The sequence below is a fragment of the Streptomyces sp. NPDC043908 genome (assembly GCF_056435525.1).
Genome location: NZ_JBWKEI010000013.1, coordinates 209,042 through 228,148 on the forward strand (window position 1 = coordinate 209,042; position 19,107 = coordinate 228,148).

12 protein-coding genes are annotated in these 19,107 nt (G+C 68.4%); 1 reads left to right on the top strand and 11 read right to left on the bottom strand.

The features are described from left to right. Nucleotides 1–5: 5 nt before the first annotated feature. Together rplC and rpsJ are read right to left on the bottom strand one after the other, a co-directional pair. Nucleotides 6–650 (bottom strand): 50S ribosomal protein L3, encoded by a 645-nt coding sequence (gene rplC, locus AC069K_RS27185; protein WP_067163147.1) that lies wholly within the window; start codon nucleotides 648–650, stop codon nucleotides 6–8. A 14-nt stretch (nucleotides 651–664) separates the two neighbouring features. After that, nucleotides 665–973 carry a 30S ribosomal protein S10 gene (gene rpsJ, locus AC069K_RS27190; RefSeq protein ID WP_003948644.1) on the bottom strand — a complete coding sequence of 103 codons (309 nt, stop codon included), beginning with the start codon at nucleotides 971–973 and terminating at the stop codon, nucleotides 665–667. A 795-nt stretch (nucleotides 974–1,768) separates the two neighbouring features. Here rpsJ and AC069K_RS27195 point away from each other — a divergent pair. Further along, nucleotides 1,769–4,003 (top strand): PIG-L family deacetylase, encoded by a 2,235-nt coding sequence (locus tag AC069K_RS27195; protein ID WP_478620725.1) that lies wholly within the window; start codon nucleotides 1,769–1,771, stop codon nucleotides 4,001–4,003. A 185-nt stretch (nucleotides 4,004–4,188) separates the two neighbouring features. On the opposite strand, the gene tuf is transcribed toward AC069K_RS27195, so the two are convergent. The 9 genes from tuf to rpoB form a co-directional block, all read right to left on the bottom strand. Beyond that, nucleotides 4,189–5,382, bottom strand: coding sequence for an elongation factor Tu (tuf, locus tag AC069K_RS27200; RefSeq protein ID WP_101389597.1), 1,194 nt, complete (start codon nucleotides 5,380–5,382; stop codon nucleotides 4,189–4,191). A 163-nt stretch (nucleotides 5,383–5,545) separates the two neighbouring features. Continuing rightward, nucleotides 5,546–7,672 (bottom strand): elongation factor G, encoded by a 2,127-nt coding sequence (fusA, locus tag AC069K_RS27205; RefSeq protein WP_266982618.1) that lies wholly within the window; start codon nucleotides 7,670–7,672, stop codon nucleotides 5,546–5,548. A gap of 38 nt (nucleotides 7,673–7,710) precedes the next feature. Beyond that, nucleotides 7,711–8,181: a 30S ribosomal protein S7 gene (gene rpsG, locus AC069K_RS27210; RefSeq protein WP_101389595.1), complete on the bottom strand. Its 471-nt coding sequence runs from the start codon at nucleotides 8,179–8,181 to the stop codon at nucleotides 7,711–7,713. 2 nt (nucleotides 8,182–8,183) lie between these two features. Beyond that, nucleotides 8,184–8,555 (bottom strand): 30S ribosomal protein S12, encoded by a 372-nt coding sequence (rpsL, locus tag AC069K_RS27215; protein ID WP_007265893.1) that lies wholly within the window; start codon nucleotides 8,553–8,555, stop codon nucleotides 8,184–8,186. A gap of 270 nt (nucleotides 8,556–8,825) precedes the next feature. Further along, nucleotides 8,826–9,383 (bottom strand): hypothetical protein, encoded by a 558-nt coding sequence (locus AC069K_RS27220; RefSeq protein WP_478620729.1) that lies wholly within the window; start codon nucleotides 9,381–9,383, stop codon nucleotides 8,826–8,828. A 540-nt stretch (nucleotides 9,384–9,923) separates the two neighbouring features. Continuing rightward, a complete protein-coding gene (locus AC069K_RS27225; RefSeq protein WP_365107178.1) occupies nucleotides 9,924–10,400 on the bottom strand; it encodes a helix-turn-helix domain-containing protein in 477 nt (158 codons plus the stop codon). Nucleotides 10,401–10,650: 250 nt separating this feature from the next. Next, entirely contained in the window at nucleotides 10,651–10,935 is a 285-nt protein-coding gene (locus AC069K_RS27230; protein WP_358833569.1) for a hypothetical protein, read from the bottom strand. 109 nt (nucleotides 10,936–11,044) lie between these two features. Next, nucleotides 11,045–14,944: a DNA-directed RNA polymerase subunit beta' gene (locus tag AC069K_RS27235; RefSeq protein WP_365107175.1), complete on the bottom strand. Its 3,900-nt coding sequence runs from the start codon at nucleotides 14,942–14,944 to the stop codon at nucleotides 11,045–11,047. Nucleotides 14,945–15,041: 97 nt separating this feature from the next. Beyond that, entirely contained in the window at nucleotides 15,042–18,527 is a 3,486-nt protein-coding gene (rpoB, locus tag AC069K_RS27240) for a DNA-directed RNA polymerase subunit beta (protein WP_358833571.1), read from the bottom strand. Between the last annotated feature and the right edge of the window lie 580 nt (nucleotides 18,528–19,107).

Here is a 19,107-nt window from a genome sequence, read left to right on the forward strand (position 1 = left end):
GTTCCTCAAACCCCCTTGGCCGCGGTGCGGACCAGGACGAGGCCACCGTTGGGGCCGGGGACGGCGCCCTTGATGAGCAGCAGACCCTTCTCGGCGTCAACGGCGTGGACGGTCAGGTTCTGGGTGGTCACACGCTCGTTGCCCATGCGACCCGCCATGCGGAGGCCCTTGAACACACGGCCAGGGGTGGCGCAGCCACCGATGGAACCGGGCGAGCGGTGCTTGCGCTGGGTACCGTGACCGGCGCCCAGGCCCTTGAAGTTGTGACGCTTCATGACACCGGCGAAGCCCTTGCCCTTGCTCTTGCCCGTGACGTCGACCTTGACGCCGGACTCGAACACCTCGGCAGTGATCTCCTGGCCCAGCGTGTACTCGCTGGCGTCAGGGGTGCGGAGCTCCACCAGGTGGCGGCGCGGGGTCACGTCGGCCTTGGCGAAGTGGCCCTTGAGGGGCTTGTTCACCTTGCGCGGGTCGATCTCGCCGAAGGCGATCTGGACCGACTCGTAGCCGTCGACGTCGTTGGTGCGAACCTGCGTCACGACGCACGGTCCGGCCTTGACGACGGTGACCGGAACAACGCGGTTGTTCTCGTCCCACACCTGCGTCATGCCGAGCTTCTCGCCCAGGACGCCCTTGATGTTCTTGCTCATCTCGGCCCGTCCCTTCAGAGCTTGATCTCGATGTCGACACCGGCCGGGAGGTCGAGGCGCATCAGCGAGTCAACCGTCTTCGGCGTGGGGTCGAGGATGTCGATGAGGCGCTTGTGCGTGCGCATCTCGAAGTGCTCGCGAGAGTCCTTGTACTTGTGCGGCGACTTGATGACGCAGTACACGTTCTTCTCAGTGGGCAGCGGCACCGGGCCCGCGACCGACGCACCAGTGCGCGTCACCGTCTCGACGATCTTCTTCGCCGAGGAGTCGATGACCTCGTGGTCGTAGGCCTTGAGCCGGATGCGGATCTTCTGTCCCGCCATGGCTACCTAGTAGTCCTTTGTCTCGTAACGCTCTGGAACCCGGGGGTTCTGATGGCCTCCGCCTCCGACCCACGCGGTCGGGCGTGTCGCACTCCCTCTACGCAGAAATCCCATACGGGATTTCCCAACCAAGGGGATGCGGGCCGTGGACCTCGCGAACGGGGGCAGAACACCCACCGGGCGCCTGGCTGGAGCCCCGCTGACACTTCCCGGAAGATTCCCGTACGTCCGCCCCAGCGCTGCCGCAGGCGACAGATAAGGCGACGAGTACTGTGGGACTCGCTTCCGGTCCTCCCGGCGGGAGGCGCGCAGCATCGGCACTCAACCGAGCAACCCCGACAGTCTGCCACACACGGCGGGGCGCTGGCGAATCGAGCCGAGGATCGTACCCCACGTCACATGGCGGTAAGCACGGACGGGGCGGCGCGCCCGGCGCGCGGGGGCACCCGTTGTCCTCCCGCGCAGGCGCCGGGATTCCGCGTCGGCACCGCCGCCGCCGGATCGTCGCCGCAGAACCCGCCGACCGCCTGCCGGGACACCGCGCCGCGCGGAACCCCTGGAGCCGGCGACGTACGCCACGGAAATCCTCGGCCCCGCCCCGCGCCCAGTCGATCGAGCTGGCGTACGCGTCCGGGCGAACGCCGGTGCGTCCAACAACCTTTCCCCCAGGTCCCGTTGGGACGCTGGCTCCCGCGAGCGGGACCTCATCGGAGAACACGGCTCGCACGGTGAATGCGGAATTGCGGGCGAGGGGAATTCCGGTGAACAATTCCCGTTCGTTTACGCCACTCCCGTATGCGCATTCCGCCCGAGCAACCCCACCCCCCTTCCCCCCGTCTAATCCGGCGACCGAAGACCGGAAGAAATGGACGGGAACGGGGAGTGCGTGTGCGGGGCGCGTGGGAGGGGTGGCGGGGCAGTAGGCGGGCCGTGCTCGGGGGAGCCGTCGTCGGGGCCGCGGGGCTCGTGGGGGCGTGTTCCGTGCCCGACAGCCACCGGCACCCCCACGACGCCCCCACCCCCGCCCCCGGCCAGCCCGTCTCCAGCGGGCGGCGGGCCGTGGTCATGCAGATCGTGGCGCACCCCGACGACGACCTGTACTTCATGAACCCCGACACCCAGCACGCGCTCGACGGCGGCGCCCGGGTCGTCAGCGTGTATCTCACCGGGGGCGAGGCCAACGGGGACAACCGGGTCGTCAGCGACCCCGCCGACCGGGGCCACGACAAGGCCGCCTACTCCTCCGCCCGCCACCAGGGGCTCCGGCAGGCCTACGCCTCGCTCCTCGGGCTGCCGCTCTTCACGCCGTGGGAGCGGTCCGTACGGGAGCTGGGCGGCGGGCACCGCGCCGAGGTGTGCGCGCTCACCCACCGCGGGCGCCACGTCGAGCTCGTGTTCGTGAACACCGCCATGCACACCCTGCGCGGCGGCCGGATGGGGCTGCCCAGCCTCTGGGCGGACCGCTCGCTCTCGCTGCCCGTCGTCATCGCCGAGGGCTCGCCCCTGACGGCCGCCGCCCCGTACACGTACGACGGGCTCGTCGAGGCGATCGCCGGGCTGCTGGACGCGTACGCCCCCACGCTCGTCCAGACCCTCGACCCCGACCCCGACATCCAGCACAGCACCGAGAAGGCGCGCCAGCACGACAGCGAGCAGCCGGGGTACGCCGACCACGCCGACCACACCGCCGCCGCCTCCTTCGCCTGGGCGGGGATGGTGCGGTACGTCGACCGGGCCACCCGGCGGGGCGGGGCGGTCCCGGGGTTCGCGGTCACCGCCTACCGCGCGTACTACAACCGGCACTGGCCCAAGAACCTGCCGCCCGCCGTCCTCGCCGAGAAGGCCGCCCACCTGCGGCCCTACGGCGGCGCTCCCGACTGGCGGTGCGGCAACCCCGGCGGCTGCGGGGACTACAACGTCGGCGGCAACCGGCCGCTGACCAACTGGAAGGGGTGGGTGCGCTCCACCCACTACCGCTACCCAGGGCCCCGCCCGGTCGTCGGCGACGAACCCGACGGGCGGCTCGCCGCCTACGGGGTGCTGGGGCTGCGCGCCGTGCGGTGGCGGGAGACCGCGCCCGGCAGCGGGCGGTTCGGCCCGGCCGACGACCTCGGCGGCGGACCGCTCGCGCCCGTGCTCGGCGGGACCGCGCTTCGGGACGGGCGGCAGCTGCTCTTCGGGCTGCGGTTCGCCACGATGGCCGGGCGGGCCGGCGCCAACACCCGCGAGATCGTGTTCCTGGAGCAGGCCGCGCCCGGTGGCGCCTTCCGCGCCTGGCGGGGGCTCGGCAACCCGGAGGCCGGCGGTGACCGGGGCCGCCGCATCGGCTCCCCCGTCGCCGTCACCGCCCCGGACGGCCGCGTCCACCTGTTCGTCCGCAACGCCGACAAGGGCGTCAGCACCCGGGTGCGGGAGGCGGACGGGTCCTGGGGGCCCTGGCGCGGGCTCGGCGGCGAGACCGTGCAGGACGGGCTGGGGGCGACCGTGGACGCGGGCGGGCGCGTGCACGTCTTCGCGCCCGGCTACGACTTCGTCCACCACTGGACGCAGGACGCGCCCGGCCGTCCCCTGGCATACGTGAAGGGCGGGCCTCTGCTGCCGCTCGCCGTGGACGCCCCCGCCGCCGTGGCCCTGCCCGACGGCGGCGTACAGCTCCTCCACCGCACCCTCACCGACCCCCGGAAGACCAAGGGCAAGGGGCTCGCCCCCGCCGCTCCGGGGCTGGTCTCGGTACGCGTGGACGGTCCGGGCCGCGCACCCGCGCTCTCCTTCGACGGGTACGGGCCCGTCAGCGCGCTCCACTCCCCCGGGGACGGCCTGGTCGTGCTCGGCAAGGACACCGAGGGACGGGTGCAGGCGCTGGTCGGCGCCGAGCGGCGCACCCGTACGCAGGGCGTCGTCCCGATCGTCGCCCCGGCCCTGCACCTCACCGCGCGCGGCCCCGTCGCCGTGGGCCTGGGCGTGGACGGGGCACCGTGGATGTGGGCGCTGGGCTCCGCCGCGCCGCCTCCGGTGCGCGCGGCGGACTGAGCGCGCCCCTTCAGGGGCGCGGGGAACTGCGCGACCAGCCCCCACCGGCCCGCAGACAAAGCACCCCTCTGCCCGCGGTGTGCGTCCCGTACCCGCGTACGGACAAAAGAAAGGGCCCCGCACCTCTCGGTGCGGGGCCCTTTCCTTACTGCGAGCTGTGCGAGCTCACCAGGTCAGAACACGAATTACTTCGTGATCTTGACGACCTGGCCGGCGCCCACGGTCCGGCCACCCTCACGGATGGCGAACTTGAGGCCCTCCTCCATGGCGACCGGCTGGATCAGCGCGACCGTCATGGCGGTGTTGTCGCCCGGCATGACCATCTCGGTGCCCTCGGGGAGGGTCACGACGCCGGTCACGTCCGTGGTACGGAAGTAGAACTGCGGGCGGTAGTTGTTGAAGAACGGGGTGTGACGGCCACCCTCGTCCTTCGACAGGATGTACGCCTGCGCCTCGAACTCCGTGTGCGGGGTGACCGAGCCCGGCTTGATGATGACCTGGCCGCGCTCGACGTCCTCGCGCTTGATGCCACGGAGGAGCAGACCGACGTTCTCACCGGCCTGGCCCTCGTCGAGCAGCTTGCGGAACATCTCGATGCCGGTGACCGTGGTGGTGGTCTTCTCGGTCTTGATGCCGATGATGTCGACGGTCTCGTTGACCTTGAGGACACCACGCTCGATACGACCGGTGACGACGGTGCCACGACCGGTGATCGTGAAGACGTCCTCGATCGGCATCAGGAACGGCTTGTCGACGTCACGCTCGGGCTGCGGGATGGACTCGTCGACGGCCTTCATCAGGTCGAGGACGGTCTGGCCCCACTCGGCGTCGCCCTCAAGGGCCTTGAGCGCCGAGACCTTGACGACCGGCAGGTCGTCGCCCGGGAACTCGTACTCGGAGAGGAGCTCACGGACCTCGAGCTCGACGAGCTCCAGGATCTCCTCGTCGTCCACCATGTCGGCCTTGTTCAGGGCGACGACGATGTACGGAACGCCGACCTGGCGGGCCAGGAGCACGTGCTCCTTGGTCTGCGGCATCGGGCCGTCGGTGGCGGCGACCACGAGGATGGCGCCGTCCATCTGCGCCGCACCCGTGATCATGTTCTTGATGTAGTCGGCGTGACCCGGGCAGTCGACGTGCGCGTAGTGACGCGACTCCGTCTGGTACTCGACGTGCGCGATCGAGATGGTGATACCGCGCTGGCGCTCCTCGGGAGCCTTGTCGATCTGGTCGAAGGCCGAGGCCTCGTTCAGGTCCGGGTACGCGTCATGCAGCACCTTGGTAATGGCGGCCGTGAGGGTCGTCTTACCGTGGTCGATGTGACCGATGGTGCCGATGTTGACGTGCGGCTTAGTCCGCTCGAACTTCGCCTTCGCCACTGGGTCCTCCTGTGGAGTGGTTCTGTACGCCTTGCTTCATCGGCGCCAGGTGATCTTTGCTGGGATGCCGGGTCCGGGGGCATTCGCCGCAATACTCTCGCACTGCGGCGAATGCCCCGCCGGACTACCGGTGACAAGCCTAAAGCGGGTGGACTCCGAAGAGTTACTCGCCCTTGGCCTTCGCGATGATCTCCTCGGCGACGTTCCGCGGAACCTCGGCGTAGGAGTCGAACTGCATCGAGTAGCTTGCGCGACCCGAGGTCTTGCTGCGGAGGTCTCCGACATAGCCGAACATCTCCGAGAGGGGCACGAGGCCCTTCACGACGCGAGCGCCGCTGCGCTCCTCCATGGCCTGGATCTGGCCACGGCGGGAGTTGATGTCGCCGATGACTTCACCCATGTAGTCCTCGGGCGTGGTGACCTCGACGGACATCATGGGCTCGAGGAGCACCGGGGACGCCTTGCGCGCGGCCTCCTTGAAGGCCTGCGAGCCGGCGATCTTGAACGCGAGCTCGGAGGAGTCGACCTCGTGGTAGCCACCGTCGAGAAGGATGACGCGGACGCCAGTCATCTCGTAGCCGGCCAGGATGCCGAACTGCATGGCTTCCTGCGCACCCGCGTCCACCGACGGGATGTACTCCCGGGGGATGCGGCCACCGGTGACCTTGTTCACGAACTCGTACGACGCCTCGCCGCCCTCGATGGGCTCGATCGCGATCTGCACCTTGGCGAACTGACCGGTACCACCGGTCTGCTTCTTGTGGGTGTAGTCGTGACGCTCGACGGTCTTGCGGATCGTCTCGCGGTACGCGACCTGCGGCTTGCCGACGTTCGCCTCGACCTTGAACTCGCGACGCATACGGTCGACGAGGACGTCGAGGTGGAGCTCGCCCATACCACCGATGATGGTCTGGCCGGTCTCCTCGTCCGAGTGAACCTGGAAGGAGGGGTCCTCCTCCGCGAGACGCTGGATGGCGACACCCAGCTTCTCCTGGTCACCCTTGGACTTGGGCTCGATGGCGACCTGGATGACCGGCGCCGGGAAGTCCATGGACTCCAGGATCACCGGGTTCTTCTCGTCGCACAGCGTCTCACCGGTGGTGGTCTGCTTCAGGCCCATGACGGCGACGATGTCGCCGGCGCCCACCGCGTCGATCTCCTCACGCTTGTTCGCGTGCATGCGGTAGATCTTGCCGATGCGCTCCTTCTTGCCCTTGACGGAGTTCAGCACCGAGGTGCCGGCCTCCAGGCGACCGGAGTAGATCCGGATGAAGGTGAGCTTGCCGAGGTGCGGGTCGCTCGCGATCTTGAACGCGAGGGCCGACAGCGGCTCGTCGTCCGACGGCTTGCGCTTGACGACGACCTCGGCGTCCTTGACGTCGTGGCCCTCGATGGCCTCGACGTCCAGGGGCGAGGGGAGGTAGCGCACGACCGCGTCGAGCAGGGGCTGGACGCCCTTGTTCTTGAACGCGGTGCCGCAGAAGACGGGGGTCACCGTGGTGTCCCCGCCCTTGCCGGACGCGATGGTGATACGACGGACCGCGGCGTACAGCTGCTCCTCGGTGGGCTCGACACCCTCGAGGAAGAGCTCCATGATCTCTTCGTCGTTCTCCGCGACGGTCTCGACCAGCTTCCCGCGCCACTCCTCGGCGGCCTCGGTGTGCGTGGCCGGGATGTCGACGACGTCGTACATCTCGCCCTTGGTCGCTTCCGCGGACCAGACCAGGGCCTTCATGCGGACCAGGTCCACAACGCCCTTGAAGTCGGCCTCGGCGCCGATGGGGAGCTGCATGACGATCGGGGTCGCGCCGAGGCGGTCCACGATCATGTCGACACAGCGGTGGAACTCGGCGCCGGTGCGGTCGAGCTTGTTGACGAAGCAGATGCGCGGCACGCCGTAACGGTCGGCCTGGCGCCACACCGTCTCGGACTGCGGCTCCACACCGGCGACACCGTCGAACACGGTGACGGCACCGTCGAGGACGCGGAGCGAACGCTCCACCTCGACCGTGAAGTCCACGTGACCCGGGGTGTCGATGATGTTGATGGTGTGGTCGACGTCCTCGAGCGGCCAGTGGCAGGTCGTCGCGGCGGACGTGATGGTGATGCCGCGCTCCTGCTCCTGCTCCATCCAGTCCATCGTGGCAGCGCCGTCGTGGACCTCACCGATCTTGTACGAAACGCCGGTGTAGAACAGGATCCGCTCAGTGGTGGTCGTCTTGCCCGCGTCGATGTGGGCCATGATCCCAATGTTGCGGACCTTGGCCAGGTCAAGCGAAGTGGTGGCCATAAGGCTCAGTCTTCTCTCGGTCTCGATGTGGGTTGCGACTACCAGCGGTAGTGCGCGAAGGCCTTGTTGGACTCGGCCATCTTGTGCGTGTCCTCACGCTTCTTGACGGCCGCACCGAGGCCGTTCGAAGCGTCGAGAAGCTCGTTCATCAGGCGCTCGGTCATGGTCTTCTCACGGCGGGCGCGGGAGTAACCCACGAGCCAACGGAGGGCCAGGGTCGACTGACGACCCGGCTTGACCTCGACCGGAACCTGGTAGGTGGCACCACCGACACGGCGGGACTTGACCTCGAGGGACGGCTTGACGTTCTCCAGCGCGCGCTTCAGCGTGATGACCGGGTCGTTGCCCGTCTTCTCGCGGAGGCCTTCCATGGCGCCGTAGACGATGCGCTCGGCGGTGGAGCGCTTGCCGTCCAGCAGGATCTTGTTGATCAGCGACGTGACAAGAGGAGACTGGTAGACCGGGTCGATGATGACCGGGCGCTTCGGGGCGGGGCCCTTACGAGGCATTCTTACTTCTCCTTCTTGGCGCCGTAGCGGCTGCGGGCCTGCTTGCGGTTCTTGACAGCCTGGGTGTCAAGCGCACCGCGGATGATCTTGTAACGAACACCCGGCAGGTCCTTCACACGGCCACCACGCACGAGCACGATCGAGTGCTCCTGCAGGTTGTGTCCCTCACCCGGAATGTAAGCGGTGACCTCGATGCCGGAGGTCAGACGCACACGCGCGACCTTCCGCAGCGCCGAGTTCGGCTTCTTCGGGGTGGTGGTGAACACACGCGTGCAGACACCACGACGCTGGGGCGAAGCCTCAAGCGCGGGCGTCTTCGTCTTCTCGACCTTGTCCTGCCGGCCCTTCCGGACCAGCTGCTGGATCGTAGGCACTACTTCTCCGGTTTCTGTGTGCCGTTGGTGAAACTAACCTGGAACATCACCGACCCACGCGGTCGGGTGTGTCGAATACTGCGGGCTCTCGCCGTGGGCACGGAGAAAGCGCAGATTGCGGTGGCCGTATCTGGCTCGTCCTGCGGACGTAGGCACGCAGGGGAGCCCAGGCACACCCCAGGCACAAGGTCTGAGCGTACCTACCTCATCGACTTGGGTCAAAACAAATACCCACACGCGGGACACCCCGCGGACCCACTGAGACGCGTCTCACCCCGGCCCCTCCTCCGGCGGCCGGGCGCCGCCCCCGCCCCGCTCCCGCCGGGGCGGGCCCAGCGGGGGGATGGTGGGCGCCTTGGAACGCGGACTCTTGCGTACGAGACCGGGCTGCGCGGGGTCCGGTTCGGGCGGCGCGGCGGGGCCGGGCCGCGGCGGGGGTTCGCGCCGCAGGGGGATGACCTCGCCCTGCCCCTGGCGGCGCCCCGCCCTGCGTAAGGAGCGGGCCCGGGCGGCCGAGGCGGTCTCGTCCAGGGCGCGCTGGTACTGGGCCGCCGCGTCCCGCCAGCCGGCCGCGTACGCGCGCACCTCGCGCTCCTCGACCTCGGCGCGCAGCAGGACGACGAGCTCCTCGGCGGTGTGGCGTTCGAGCTGGACCCCGAGGGAGGCGAGCAGCCCCGGCAGGTCCTGGGCCGCCGCGGGCAGCCCCACGGCCCCCTCGGACGGCTCGTAGGACCGCGACCGGCCCTCGGACGCCTCATAGGAGCGCGGTCGGCCCTCGGCCTCCCGCCCGGCATCGCCGGACCGGGAGATCCCGTCGCTCTCAGCCATGCACGGCTCTCTCTCGCGTCCATGGGAAGTAGGACAGGCCGTGCCAGCTTACTGTCCACCCCCCGCCCCCCACCCTGACGAGTCAGGAACTCGGGGGGGGCCTCGCGGGGGCGGCGGGGGGGCAACCGTCCCGGGGCCACCTATGGGCCCCTGCCCCCCGGACGCGGCCGGACCCCCGGGTCCCCCGAGGCGACCGCGGCCCCCCGCCTGGGCGGACGCCCGCCCCGGGCCGGCGTCCGCCCGCGGACCGATGCCCACCCACGGTCCGGGTGTCCGCCTAGGGACCGTGCTGGGCTGCCCACGGTGTTGAGCTGCGGACCGTGCTGGGCTGGCCGCGCAGTTCCCCGCGCCCCTGGGCAGTTAGGGGCGCGGGGAACTGCGCGCTCAGCCACCCACAACCCGCAGCCAAAGACCGAGCCCTGAAGGGGCGCGGGGAACTGCGCGAGCAACCCACCACGGCCCGCAGACGAAAGCGGGTTCAGGGGCGCGGGGAACTGCGCGACCAGCCCCCACCGACCCGCAGCCGAACGACAGCCCCGCCTAGCGGGACCCCACGGACCCGGACCCCGACCCGGACCCAGACCCAGAGCCGGACCCGGACCCCGCCCCCCTGCCCCCCGCCTCCGGCAAGAACTGCCCCGCCACCTTGATGAACATCGCCCGCTGCTCAGGCGGCACCCCGAGCCCCACGGCCGCCTCCTCCAGCGTGAGCGACGCCGCAGGCGCGGCCACCCCCACCCGCACGGACGGCAGCGGAAGGTCCTCCTCCGTGAGCCGCCCGGACCGGATCAGCATCTCCCGTACCGGCACCTCCAGCACGTGCGCCAGCCGCCGCGTCGTCTCCAGGTCCGGCATGCTCTGGCGCTGGAGCAGCCGGGTGACGGCGGCCCGGTGCACCCCGGCCTCGTCGGCGAGGCGCGACCGGCCACCACCGCGCGGGCTGTCGATGTCGAAGCCGCGCCTGCGGATCAGGTCCTCGATCCAGGCCGCGAACCGGTCGAGCTCGCTGGTGGTCATGTGATCGCCTCCCTCCGAAGCAGGACCAGACTATCGCGCTTGCGCGCAAGGAATTAATGGCCGACCCGGCCAGCGCTGTAAGGATTTTGTGGCGAGGTTCCGGGCCTCGCCGCACTTCCCCAATGTGCGCGCACGCTCGCACGCACCCCAGCGTGCGCCCCCGCAACTCCCCGAGCCACCCCCGAACCAGCCCCCAGTCACCCCCGACCCGCCTCCGCCGCCCCCTCGCCAACCCCCACCACACCCCACGTCACCCCGGCGTGACCTCCCCCTCTCCCCCGCGCACCGGCATCCGTACGATCCGCCCGCCCCCCTCCGATCCACCCCCGGACACGAACGCCATCGCCTCCCGCCACCCGCTGGAGAACCCGCGCGCCTCCCCGTCGACCGCGATCCGTGCCCCCACCTTGGCCACGACCGCCCCGAGCGTGCGGCCGACATCGGCGGTGTACGTACCGGACTCGCCCGCCTCGGCCGCCACCTCCACCGCGGCCACCACCACGTCCACCAACCGCTCCTGGGCGCTCATCCCCATCGGCCGCACCGCCTTTCGAATATGCGTTCGACAAGCGCCACCCACGATACGCCGAAGGGCGCCCACCCCGTGTGAAACGGAGTGGGCGCCCTTTCAGCAGACGTACGCCTTACTGGTTGTACGGACCGTAGTCGTAGTCCTCCAGCGGAACGGCCTGGCCGGAGCCCGTGCCGAACGGCGAGTAGTCGATGTCGTCGTAGCCGACGGCCGAGTACATCGCGGCCTTGGCCTCCTCGGTCGGCTCGACCCGGATGTTGCGGTAGCGGGACAGACCCGTACCGGCCGGGATGAGCTTACCGATGATGACGTTCTCCTTGAGGCCGATGAGGCTGTCGGACTTGGCGTTGATCGCCGCATCCGTCAGGACTCGGGTCGTCTCCTGGAAGGAGGCGGCCGACAGCCAGGACTCCGTCGCCAGCGAGGCCTTGGTGATACCCATCAGCTGCGGACGGCCGGAGGCCGGGTGGCCGCCTTCCGTGACCACACGACGGTTCTCGGTCTCGAACTTCGAGCGCTCGACGAGCTCGCCCGGCAGCAGCTCCGCGTCGCCGGACTCGATGATCGTCACTCGGCGCAGCATCTGCCGGATGATGATCTCGATGTGCTTGTCGTGGATCGACACGCCCTGCGAGTTGTAGACCTTCTGGACCTCGCCGACCAGGTGGACCTGGACCGCGCGCTGACCGAGGATCCGGAGCACGTCGTGCGGGTTGGTGGCACCCACGGTGAGCTTCTGGCCCACCTCGACGTGGTCGCCCTCGCCCACGAGCAGACGGGCACGCTTGGAGATCGGGAACGCCGTCTCGTCGCTGCCGTCGTCCGGGGTGACGACGATCTTCTTGGTCTTCTCGGTCTCCTCGATCCGGATGCGGCCGGCCGCCTCCGAGATCGGGGCGACACCCTTGGGCGTACGAGCCTCGAAGAGCTCGACGACACGGGGCAGACCCTGGGTGATGTCGTCACCGGCCACACCACCGGTGTGGAAGGTACGCATCGTCAGCTGGGTACCGGGCTCACCGATGGACTGGGCGGCGATGATGCCGACCGCCTCACCGATGTCGACCAGCTTGCCGGTGGCCAGCGAGCGGCCGTAGCAGAAGGCACAGGTGCCGACCGCCGACTCACAGGTCAGGACCGAGCGGGTCTTGACCTCCTCGACGCCCGCGTTGACCAGCGCGTCGATGAGCACGTCACCGAGGTCCACGTTGGCCGGCGCGATGACCTTGCCGTCGACGACGACGTCCTCGGCGAGCATGCGGGCGTAGACCGAGGTCTCGACGTCCTCCGTCTTGCGGAGCACACCGTCCTCGCCCTTGACCGCGATCTTCAGCTTCAGGCCGCGGTCGGTGCCGCAGTCCTCCTCGCGGATGATCACGTCCTGCGAGACGTCCACCAGACGACGGGTCAGGTAACCCGAGTCGGCGGTACGCAGGGCGGTGTCCGCCAGACCCTTACGGGCACCGTGCGTGGAGATGAAGTACTCCAGAACGGTGAGGCCCTCACGGAAGGACGCCTTGATCGGACGCGGGATGGTCTCGTTCTTCGCGTTCGACACCAGACCACGCATACCCGCGATCTGACGCATCTGCATCATGTTTCCTCGGGCACCCGAGTCAACCATCATGAAGATGGGGTTCGTCTTCGGGAAGTTCGCGTTCATCGCCTCGGCAACCTCGTTGGTCGCCTTGGTCCAGATCGCGATGAGCTCCTGCGTGCGCTCGTCCTTGGTGATCAGACCGCGCTCGTACTGCTTCTGGACCTTCTCGTCCTGCGCCTCGTAGCCCGCGACGATCGCCTTCTTGGCCTCGGGGACCACAACGTCGGAGATGGCCACGGTGACACCGGAACGGGTCGCCCAGTAGAAGCCCGCCGCCTTCAGGTTGTCGAGCGTCGCCGCCACGATGACCTTGGGGTAGCGCTCGGCCAGGTCGTTGACGATCTCGGAGAGCTGCTTCTTGCCCACCGAGTAGTCGACGAACGGGTAGTCCTCGGGCAGCAGCTCGTTGAAGAGCGCGCGGCCCAGGGAGGTGCGCAGCCGGAACGAGTCGCCCTGCTGCCAGGTCGTCTCGCCGTCCTCGTCGACCGGCGGGGTCCAGCCGCGGGGCGGGACCGTGCCGATCGGGAAGCGGATGTCGATCTTCGCCTGGAGCGAGAGCTCCCGGGCGTCGAACGCCATGATCGCCTCGGCGGTCGAGTTGAAGGCGCGGCCCTCACCCTTGACCTGGCGCTCCTCCTCGTCCGTGGTGAGGAAGAACAGACCCAGGACCATGTCCTGCGTCGGCATCGTCACCGGCCGGCCGTCGGCCGGCTTGAGGATGTTGTTCGAGGACAGCATCAGGATGCGGGCCTCGGCCTGCGCCTCCGCGGAGAGCGGCAGGTGGACGGCCATCTGGTCACCGTCGAAGTCCGCGTTGAACGCGGTGCAGACGAGCGGGTGGATCTGGATGGCCTTGCCCTCGACCAGCTGGGGCTCGAAGGCCTGGATGCCGAGGCGGTGCAGCGTGGGCGCACGGTTCAGCAGGACCGGGTGCTCGGCGATGACCTCTTCGAGGACGTCGTAGACCACCGTGCGGCCGCGCTCGACCATCCGCTTGGCGCTCTTGATGTTCTGCGCGTGGTTCAGGTCGACCAGGCGCTTCATCACGAACGGCTTGAAGAGCTCCAGCGCCATGGCCTTGGGCAGACCGCACTGGTGCAGCTTCAGCTGCGGACCGACGACGATCACGGAACGCGCGGAGTAGTCCACGCGCTTACCGAGAAGGTTCTGACGGAATCGACCCTGCTTGCCCTTCAGCATGTCGCTGAGGGACTTCAGCGGACGGTTGCCGGGGCCCGTGACCGGGCGACCGCGACGGCCGTTGTCGAAGAGGGCGTCGACCGCCTCCTGGAGCATCCGCTTCTCGTTGTTCACGATGATCTCGGGGGCACCGAGGTCGAGCAGACGCTTCAGACGGTTGTTGCGGTTGATCACGCGGCGGTACAGGTCGTTCAGGTCGGAGGTCGCGAAGCGGCCACCGTCCAGCTGCACCATCGGACGCAGGTCCGGCGGGATGACCGGCACGCAGTCAAGCACCATGCCCTTGGGGCTGTTGCTGGTCTGCAGGAACGCGGAGACGACCTTGAGGCGCTTGAGCGCACGGGTCTTCTTCTGGCCCTTGCCGGTGCGGATGATCTCGCGGAGGCGCTCGGCCTCCTCGTCGAGGTCGAAGGTCTCCAGGCGCTTCTGCAGAGCAGCGGCACCCATCGAGCCGTCGAAGTACGTGCCGAAGCGGTCACGCAGCTCGCGGTAGAGCAGCTCGTCGCCCTCGAGGTCCTGGACCTTGAGGTTCTTGAAGCGCGACCAGACCTCGTCCAGACGGTCGATCTCGCGCTGCGCGCGGTCGCGCAGCTGCTTCATCTCGCGCTCGGCACCCTCGCGCACCTTGCGGCGCACATCGGCCTTGGCGCCCTCGGCCTCCAGCTCGGCGAGGTCCGTCTCGAGCTTCTTGGCGCGGGCTTCGAGGTCGGCGTCGCGGCGGTTCTCGATCTGCTGGCGCTCGACGGAGACGTGGGCCTCCAGCGACGGCAGGTCGCGCGTACGGCGCTCCTCGTCCACGAACGTGATCATGTACGCGGCGAAGTAGATGACCTTCTCGAGGTCCTTCGGCGCGAGGTCGAGCAGGTAGCCAAGGCGCGAGGGAACGCCCTTGAAGTACCAGATGTGGGTCACGGGAGCGGCAAGCTCGATGTGGCCCATCCGCTCACGGCGCACCTTGGCACGCGTGACCTCGACGCCACAGCGCTCGCAGATGATGCCCTTGAAGCGGACGCGCTTGTACTTGCCGCAGTAGCACTCCCAGTCCCGGGTCGGACCGAAGATCTTCTCGCAGAAGAGTCCGTCCTTCTCGGGCTTGAGGGTGCGGTAGTTGATGGTCTCCGGCTTCTTGACCTCACCGTGGGACCACTGACGGATGTCGTCAGCAGTGGCGAGGCCGATCCGCAGCTCGTCGAAGAAGTTGACGTCGAGCACTTGTCGTCAATCCCTCTTTCGGGGTCGATTCTTCAAGATGGTCTGAGGGGGGTCCTGGGACGGCGGGGGCTCTACGGGAGAGCCCCCACCAGACCCGTCAGACCTCTTCGACGCTGCTCGGCTCGCGCCGGGACAGGTCGATACCGAGCTCCTCCGCAGCGCGGAAGACGTCCTCGTCCGTGTCGCGCATCTCGATGGACATGCCGTCCGAGGACAGCACCTCCACGTTGAGGCAGAGCGACTGCATTTCCTTGATGAGCACCTTGAAGGACTCGGGAATGCCGGGCTCGGGAATGTTCTCGCCCTTGACGATGGCCTCGTAGACCTTCACACGGCCGGTGACGTCGTCGGACTTGATGGTCAGCAGCTCCTGGAGGGCGTACGCGGCGCCATAAGCCTCCAGCGCCCACACCTCCATCTCACCGAATCGCTGGCCACCGAACTGGGCCTTACCACCCAGCGGCTGCTGGGTGATCATCGAGTACGGACCGGTCGAGCGGGCGTGCAGCTTGTCGTCGACCAGGTGGTGCAGCTTGAGGATGTACATGTACCCGATCGAGATCGGGTCCGGGAACGGCTCACCGGAGCGGCCGTCGAACAGGTTGGCCTTGCCGGACGGCTGCACCAGGCGGTCGCCGTCGCGGTTGGGGATCGTGGCCTCGAAGAGACCGGCGATCTCGTCCTCACGGGCACCGTCGAAGACCGGGGTCGCGACGTTGGTGCCGGGGGCGACCTGGTCGGCGCCGATGGCCTGGAGCCGCTGGGCCCAGTCCTCGGCGAGACCGGAGACGTCCCAGCCGCGGCTGGCGAGCCAGCCGAGGTGGATCTCCAGGACCTGTCCCGGGTTCATTCGGGACGGGACACCCAGGGGGTTGAGGATGATGTCGACCGGGGTGCCGTCCTCCAGGAACGGCATGTCCTCGATCGGCAGGATCTTCGAGATGACGCCCTTGTTGCCGTGACGGCCGGCGAGCTTGTCACCGTCGGTGATCTTGCGCTTCTGCGCCACGTACACGCGCACCAGCTGGTTCACACCGGGGGGAAGCTCGTCGCCCTCCTCGCGGTCGAAGACGCGGACGCCGATGACCTTGCCGGTCTCGCCGTGCGGCACCTTCAGCGAGGTGTCACGGACCTCACGGGCCTTCTCGCCGAAGATCGCGCGGAGCAGGCGCTCCTCCGGCGTCAGCTCGGTCTCGCCCTTGGGCGTGACCTTGCCGACGAGGATGTCGCCGGCGACGACCTCGGCACCGATACGGATGATGCCGCGCTCGTCGAGGTCGGCGAGGACCTCCTCGGAGACGTTCGGGATGTCCCGGGTGATCTCCTCGGGGCCGAGCTTGGTGTCACGGGCGTCGACCTCGTGCTCCTCGATGTGGATCGAGGAGAGGACGTCGTCCTGCACGAGGCGCTGCGACAGGATGATCGCGTCCTCGTAGTTGTGACCCTCCCACGGCATGAACGCCACGAGCAGGTTCTTGCCCAGCGCCATCTCGCCGTTCTCGGTCGCCGGACCGTCGGCGAGGACCTGGCCCTCGATGACGCGGGCGCCCTCGTCCACGACAACCTTCTGGTTGACCGAGGTGCCCTGGTTCGAGCGGGAGAACTTGTGCAGGCGGTACGTGGTGTACGTGCCGTCGTCGTTGGCGATGGTGATGTAGTCCGCGGAGACCTCCTGGACCACACCGTCCTTCTCCGCCTTGAGCACGTCACCGGCGTCGGTGGCGCAGCGGTACTCCATGCCGGTGCCGACGAGCGGCGCCTCGCTCTTGATGAGCGGGACGGCCTGACGCATCATGTTCGCGCCCATGAGGGCACGGTTGGCGTCGTCGTGCTCCAGGAAGGGGATCATCGCGGTCGCGACCGACACCATCTGGCGCGGCGAGACGTCGATGTAGTCCACCTCGGCCGGCGGCACGTAGTCGACCTCGCCGCCACGGCGGCGGACCAGGACGCGGGCCTCGGTGAGCTGGAGCTCGTCGTTGAGCGCGGCGTTGGCCTGGGCGATGACGAAGCGGTCTTCCTCGTCGGCCGTGATGTAGTCGACCTCGTCGGTGACCTGGCCGTCGACGACCTTGCGGTACGGCGTCTCGATGAAGCCGAACGCGTTGACGCGGCCGTAGGAGGCGAGCGAGCCGATCAGACCGATGTTCGGGCCTTCGGGGGTCTCGATCGGGCACATGCGGCCGTAGTGCGACGGGTGCACGTCACGGACCTCGAAGCCGGCCCGCTCACGGGAGAGACCACCCGGGCCAAGAGCCGACAGACGGCGCTTGTGGGTGAGACCCGACAGCGGGTTGTTCTGGTCCATGAACTGCGACAGCTGGCTGGTGCCGAAGAACTCCTTGATGGAGGCGACGACCGGCCGGATGTTGATCAGGGTCTGCGGCGTGATCGCCTCGACGTCCTGGGTCGTCATGCGCTCACGCACGACGCGCTCCATACGCGCCAGGCCCGTACGGACCTGGTTCTGGATGAGCTCGCCGACGTTGCGCAGACGACGGTTGCCGAAGTGGTCGATGTCGTCGGTCTCGACGACGATGTTCCGACCCGACTCGCCGACCGTCTCGGTCTCGCCCGCGTGCAGCTTGACCAGGTACTTGATGGTCGCGATGACGTCGTCCGTGGTGAGGACGCCGGCGTCCAGCGGCTCGTCCGCGCCGAGCTTCTTGTTCACCTTGTAGCGGCCGACCTTCGCGAGGTCGTAGCGCTTGGGGTTGAAGTAGAGGTTCTCGAGCAGCGTCTGAGCGGCCTCGCGCGTCGGCGGCTCGCCCGGGCGCAGCTTGCGGTAGATGTCGAGCAGCGCGTCGTCCTGGCCCTGGGTGTGGTCCTTCTCCAGGGTGGCGCGCATCGACTCGTACTCGCCGAACTCCTCCAGGATCTGCTCGGTGGTCCAGCCGAGAGCCTTCAGGAGGACGGTGACGGACTGCTTGCGCTTGCGGTCGATGCGGACACCGACCATGTCGCGCTTGTCGATCTCCATCTCGAGCCAGGCACCCCGGGACGGGATGATCTTGGCCGTGTAGATGTCCTTGTCGGACGTCTTGTCGATGTTGGAGTCGAAGTAGACACCCGGCGAGCGCACCAGCTGCGACACCACGACACGCTCGGTGCCGTTGATGACGAAGGTGCCCTTGTTGGTCATGAGCGGGAAGTCGCCCATGAAGACCGTCTGGGACTTGATCTCGCCGGTCTCGTTGTTGGTGAACTCGGCGGTGACGAAGAGCGGGGCCGCGAACGTGAAGTCGCGCTCCTTGCACTCGTCGATCGAGTTCTTCGGAGGCTCGAAACGGTGGTCGCGGAAGGTCAGCGACATCGACCCGCTGAAGTCCTCGATCGGGGAGATCTCCTCGAAGATCTCCTCCAGACCGGACTTCGTGGGGACGTCCTGTCCGTTCTCGAGAGCGGCCTCGACGCGAGCCTTCCACGCGGCGTTTCCGAGCAGCCAGTCAAAGCTCTCGGTTTGCAGCGCAAGGAGGTTCGGAACCTCGAGGGGCTCCTTGATCTTTGCAAAGGAGATGCGCAGCGGGGCGGTGCTGGCGCCGTTGTTCGTATTGGCGGTCGAGGCGTTGCGCGAGGCGGCCAAGAGGGGGTCCTTCCGAGGGCTCGGACTCACTACGCGCGTACCGGTCCCACGAGGGCACAGAGAGAGACGTTTCCTGATTGAGGCTGAAAGGCCAGGTCAGGGCAGTTCAATCAACGATGCTCAAGCGAGGGCATGCCCCTGGTGACGGGCAGGGGGCAGCTAACAGGCAGCGCAAAGGGTCAGTGTAGCCACTCGGCCCACTGATGTCCAGGGCGGATTTTTCGCGACCCTCATTGTTCTTCTCAGTACCTCGGCCGGCCACGCGCCGTGAGGCGCACATCGATACTGCCCTCTTCGCCGTCGATCCATGCCTCGGATCCGGATCGTTGTGACGACGCGTCCTGAGAATTGCGCGCTGCGTGCGGTTCGTCAAGACCCCTCAGCTCCGCGGAGATCGCTCCGTTACGGCTCCTGCGGCCACGAGGCGTACCGGGGGCGTACGGCGATGATCACCATACTCCCTGTCGCCCCCCGTGCAAGGCAGCCGTCACGGCGACGCCCGGGTACGCCGAAGGGCGACCACCCGAATGGATGATCGCCCTTTGGTGTGTGCGCGTTACAGGCCCTCCAGGGGCTTCAC

Excerpts from the sequence above, each read along its gene's own strand:
- rplC (WP_067163147.1), bottom strand. The coding sequence starts at position 650 with ATGAGCAAGAACATCAAGGGCGTCCTGGGCGAGAAGCTCGGCATGACG.
- rpsJ (WP_003948644.1), bottom strand. The coding sequence starts at position 973 with ATGGCGGGACAGAAGATCCGCATCCGGCTCAAGGCCTACGACCACGAG.
- AC069K_RS27195 (WP_478620725.1), top strand. The coding sequence starts at position 1,769 with ATGCGCATTCCGCCCGAGCAACCCCACCCCCCTTCCCCCCGTCTAATC.
- fusA (WP_266982618.1), bottom strand. The coding sequence starts at position 7,672 with ATGGCCACCACTTCGCTTGACCTGGCCAAGGTCCGCAACATTGGGATC.
- rpsG (WP_101389595.1), bottom strand. The coding sequence starts at position 8,181 with ATGCCTCGTAAGGGCCCCGCCCCGAAGCGCCCGGTCATCATCGACCCG.
- AC069K_RS27220 (WP_478620729.1), bottom strand. The coding sequence starts at position 9,383 with ATGGCTGAGAGCGACGGGATCTCCCGGTCCGGCGATGCCGGGCGGGAG.
- AC069K_RS27225 (WP_365107178.1), bottom strand. The coding sequence starts at position 10,400 with ATGACCACCAGCGAGCTCGACCGGTTCGCGGCCTGGATCGAGGACCTG.
- AC069K_RS27230 (WP_358833569.1), bottom strand. The coding sequence starts at position 10,935 with ATGGGGATGAGCGCCCAGGAGCGGTTGGTGGACGTGGTGGTGGCCGCG.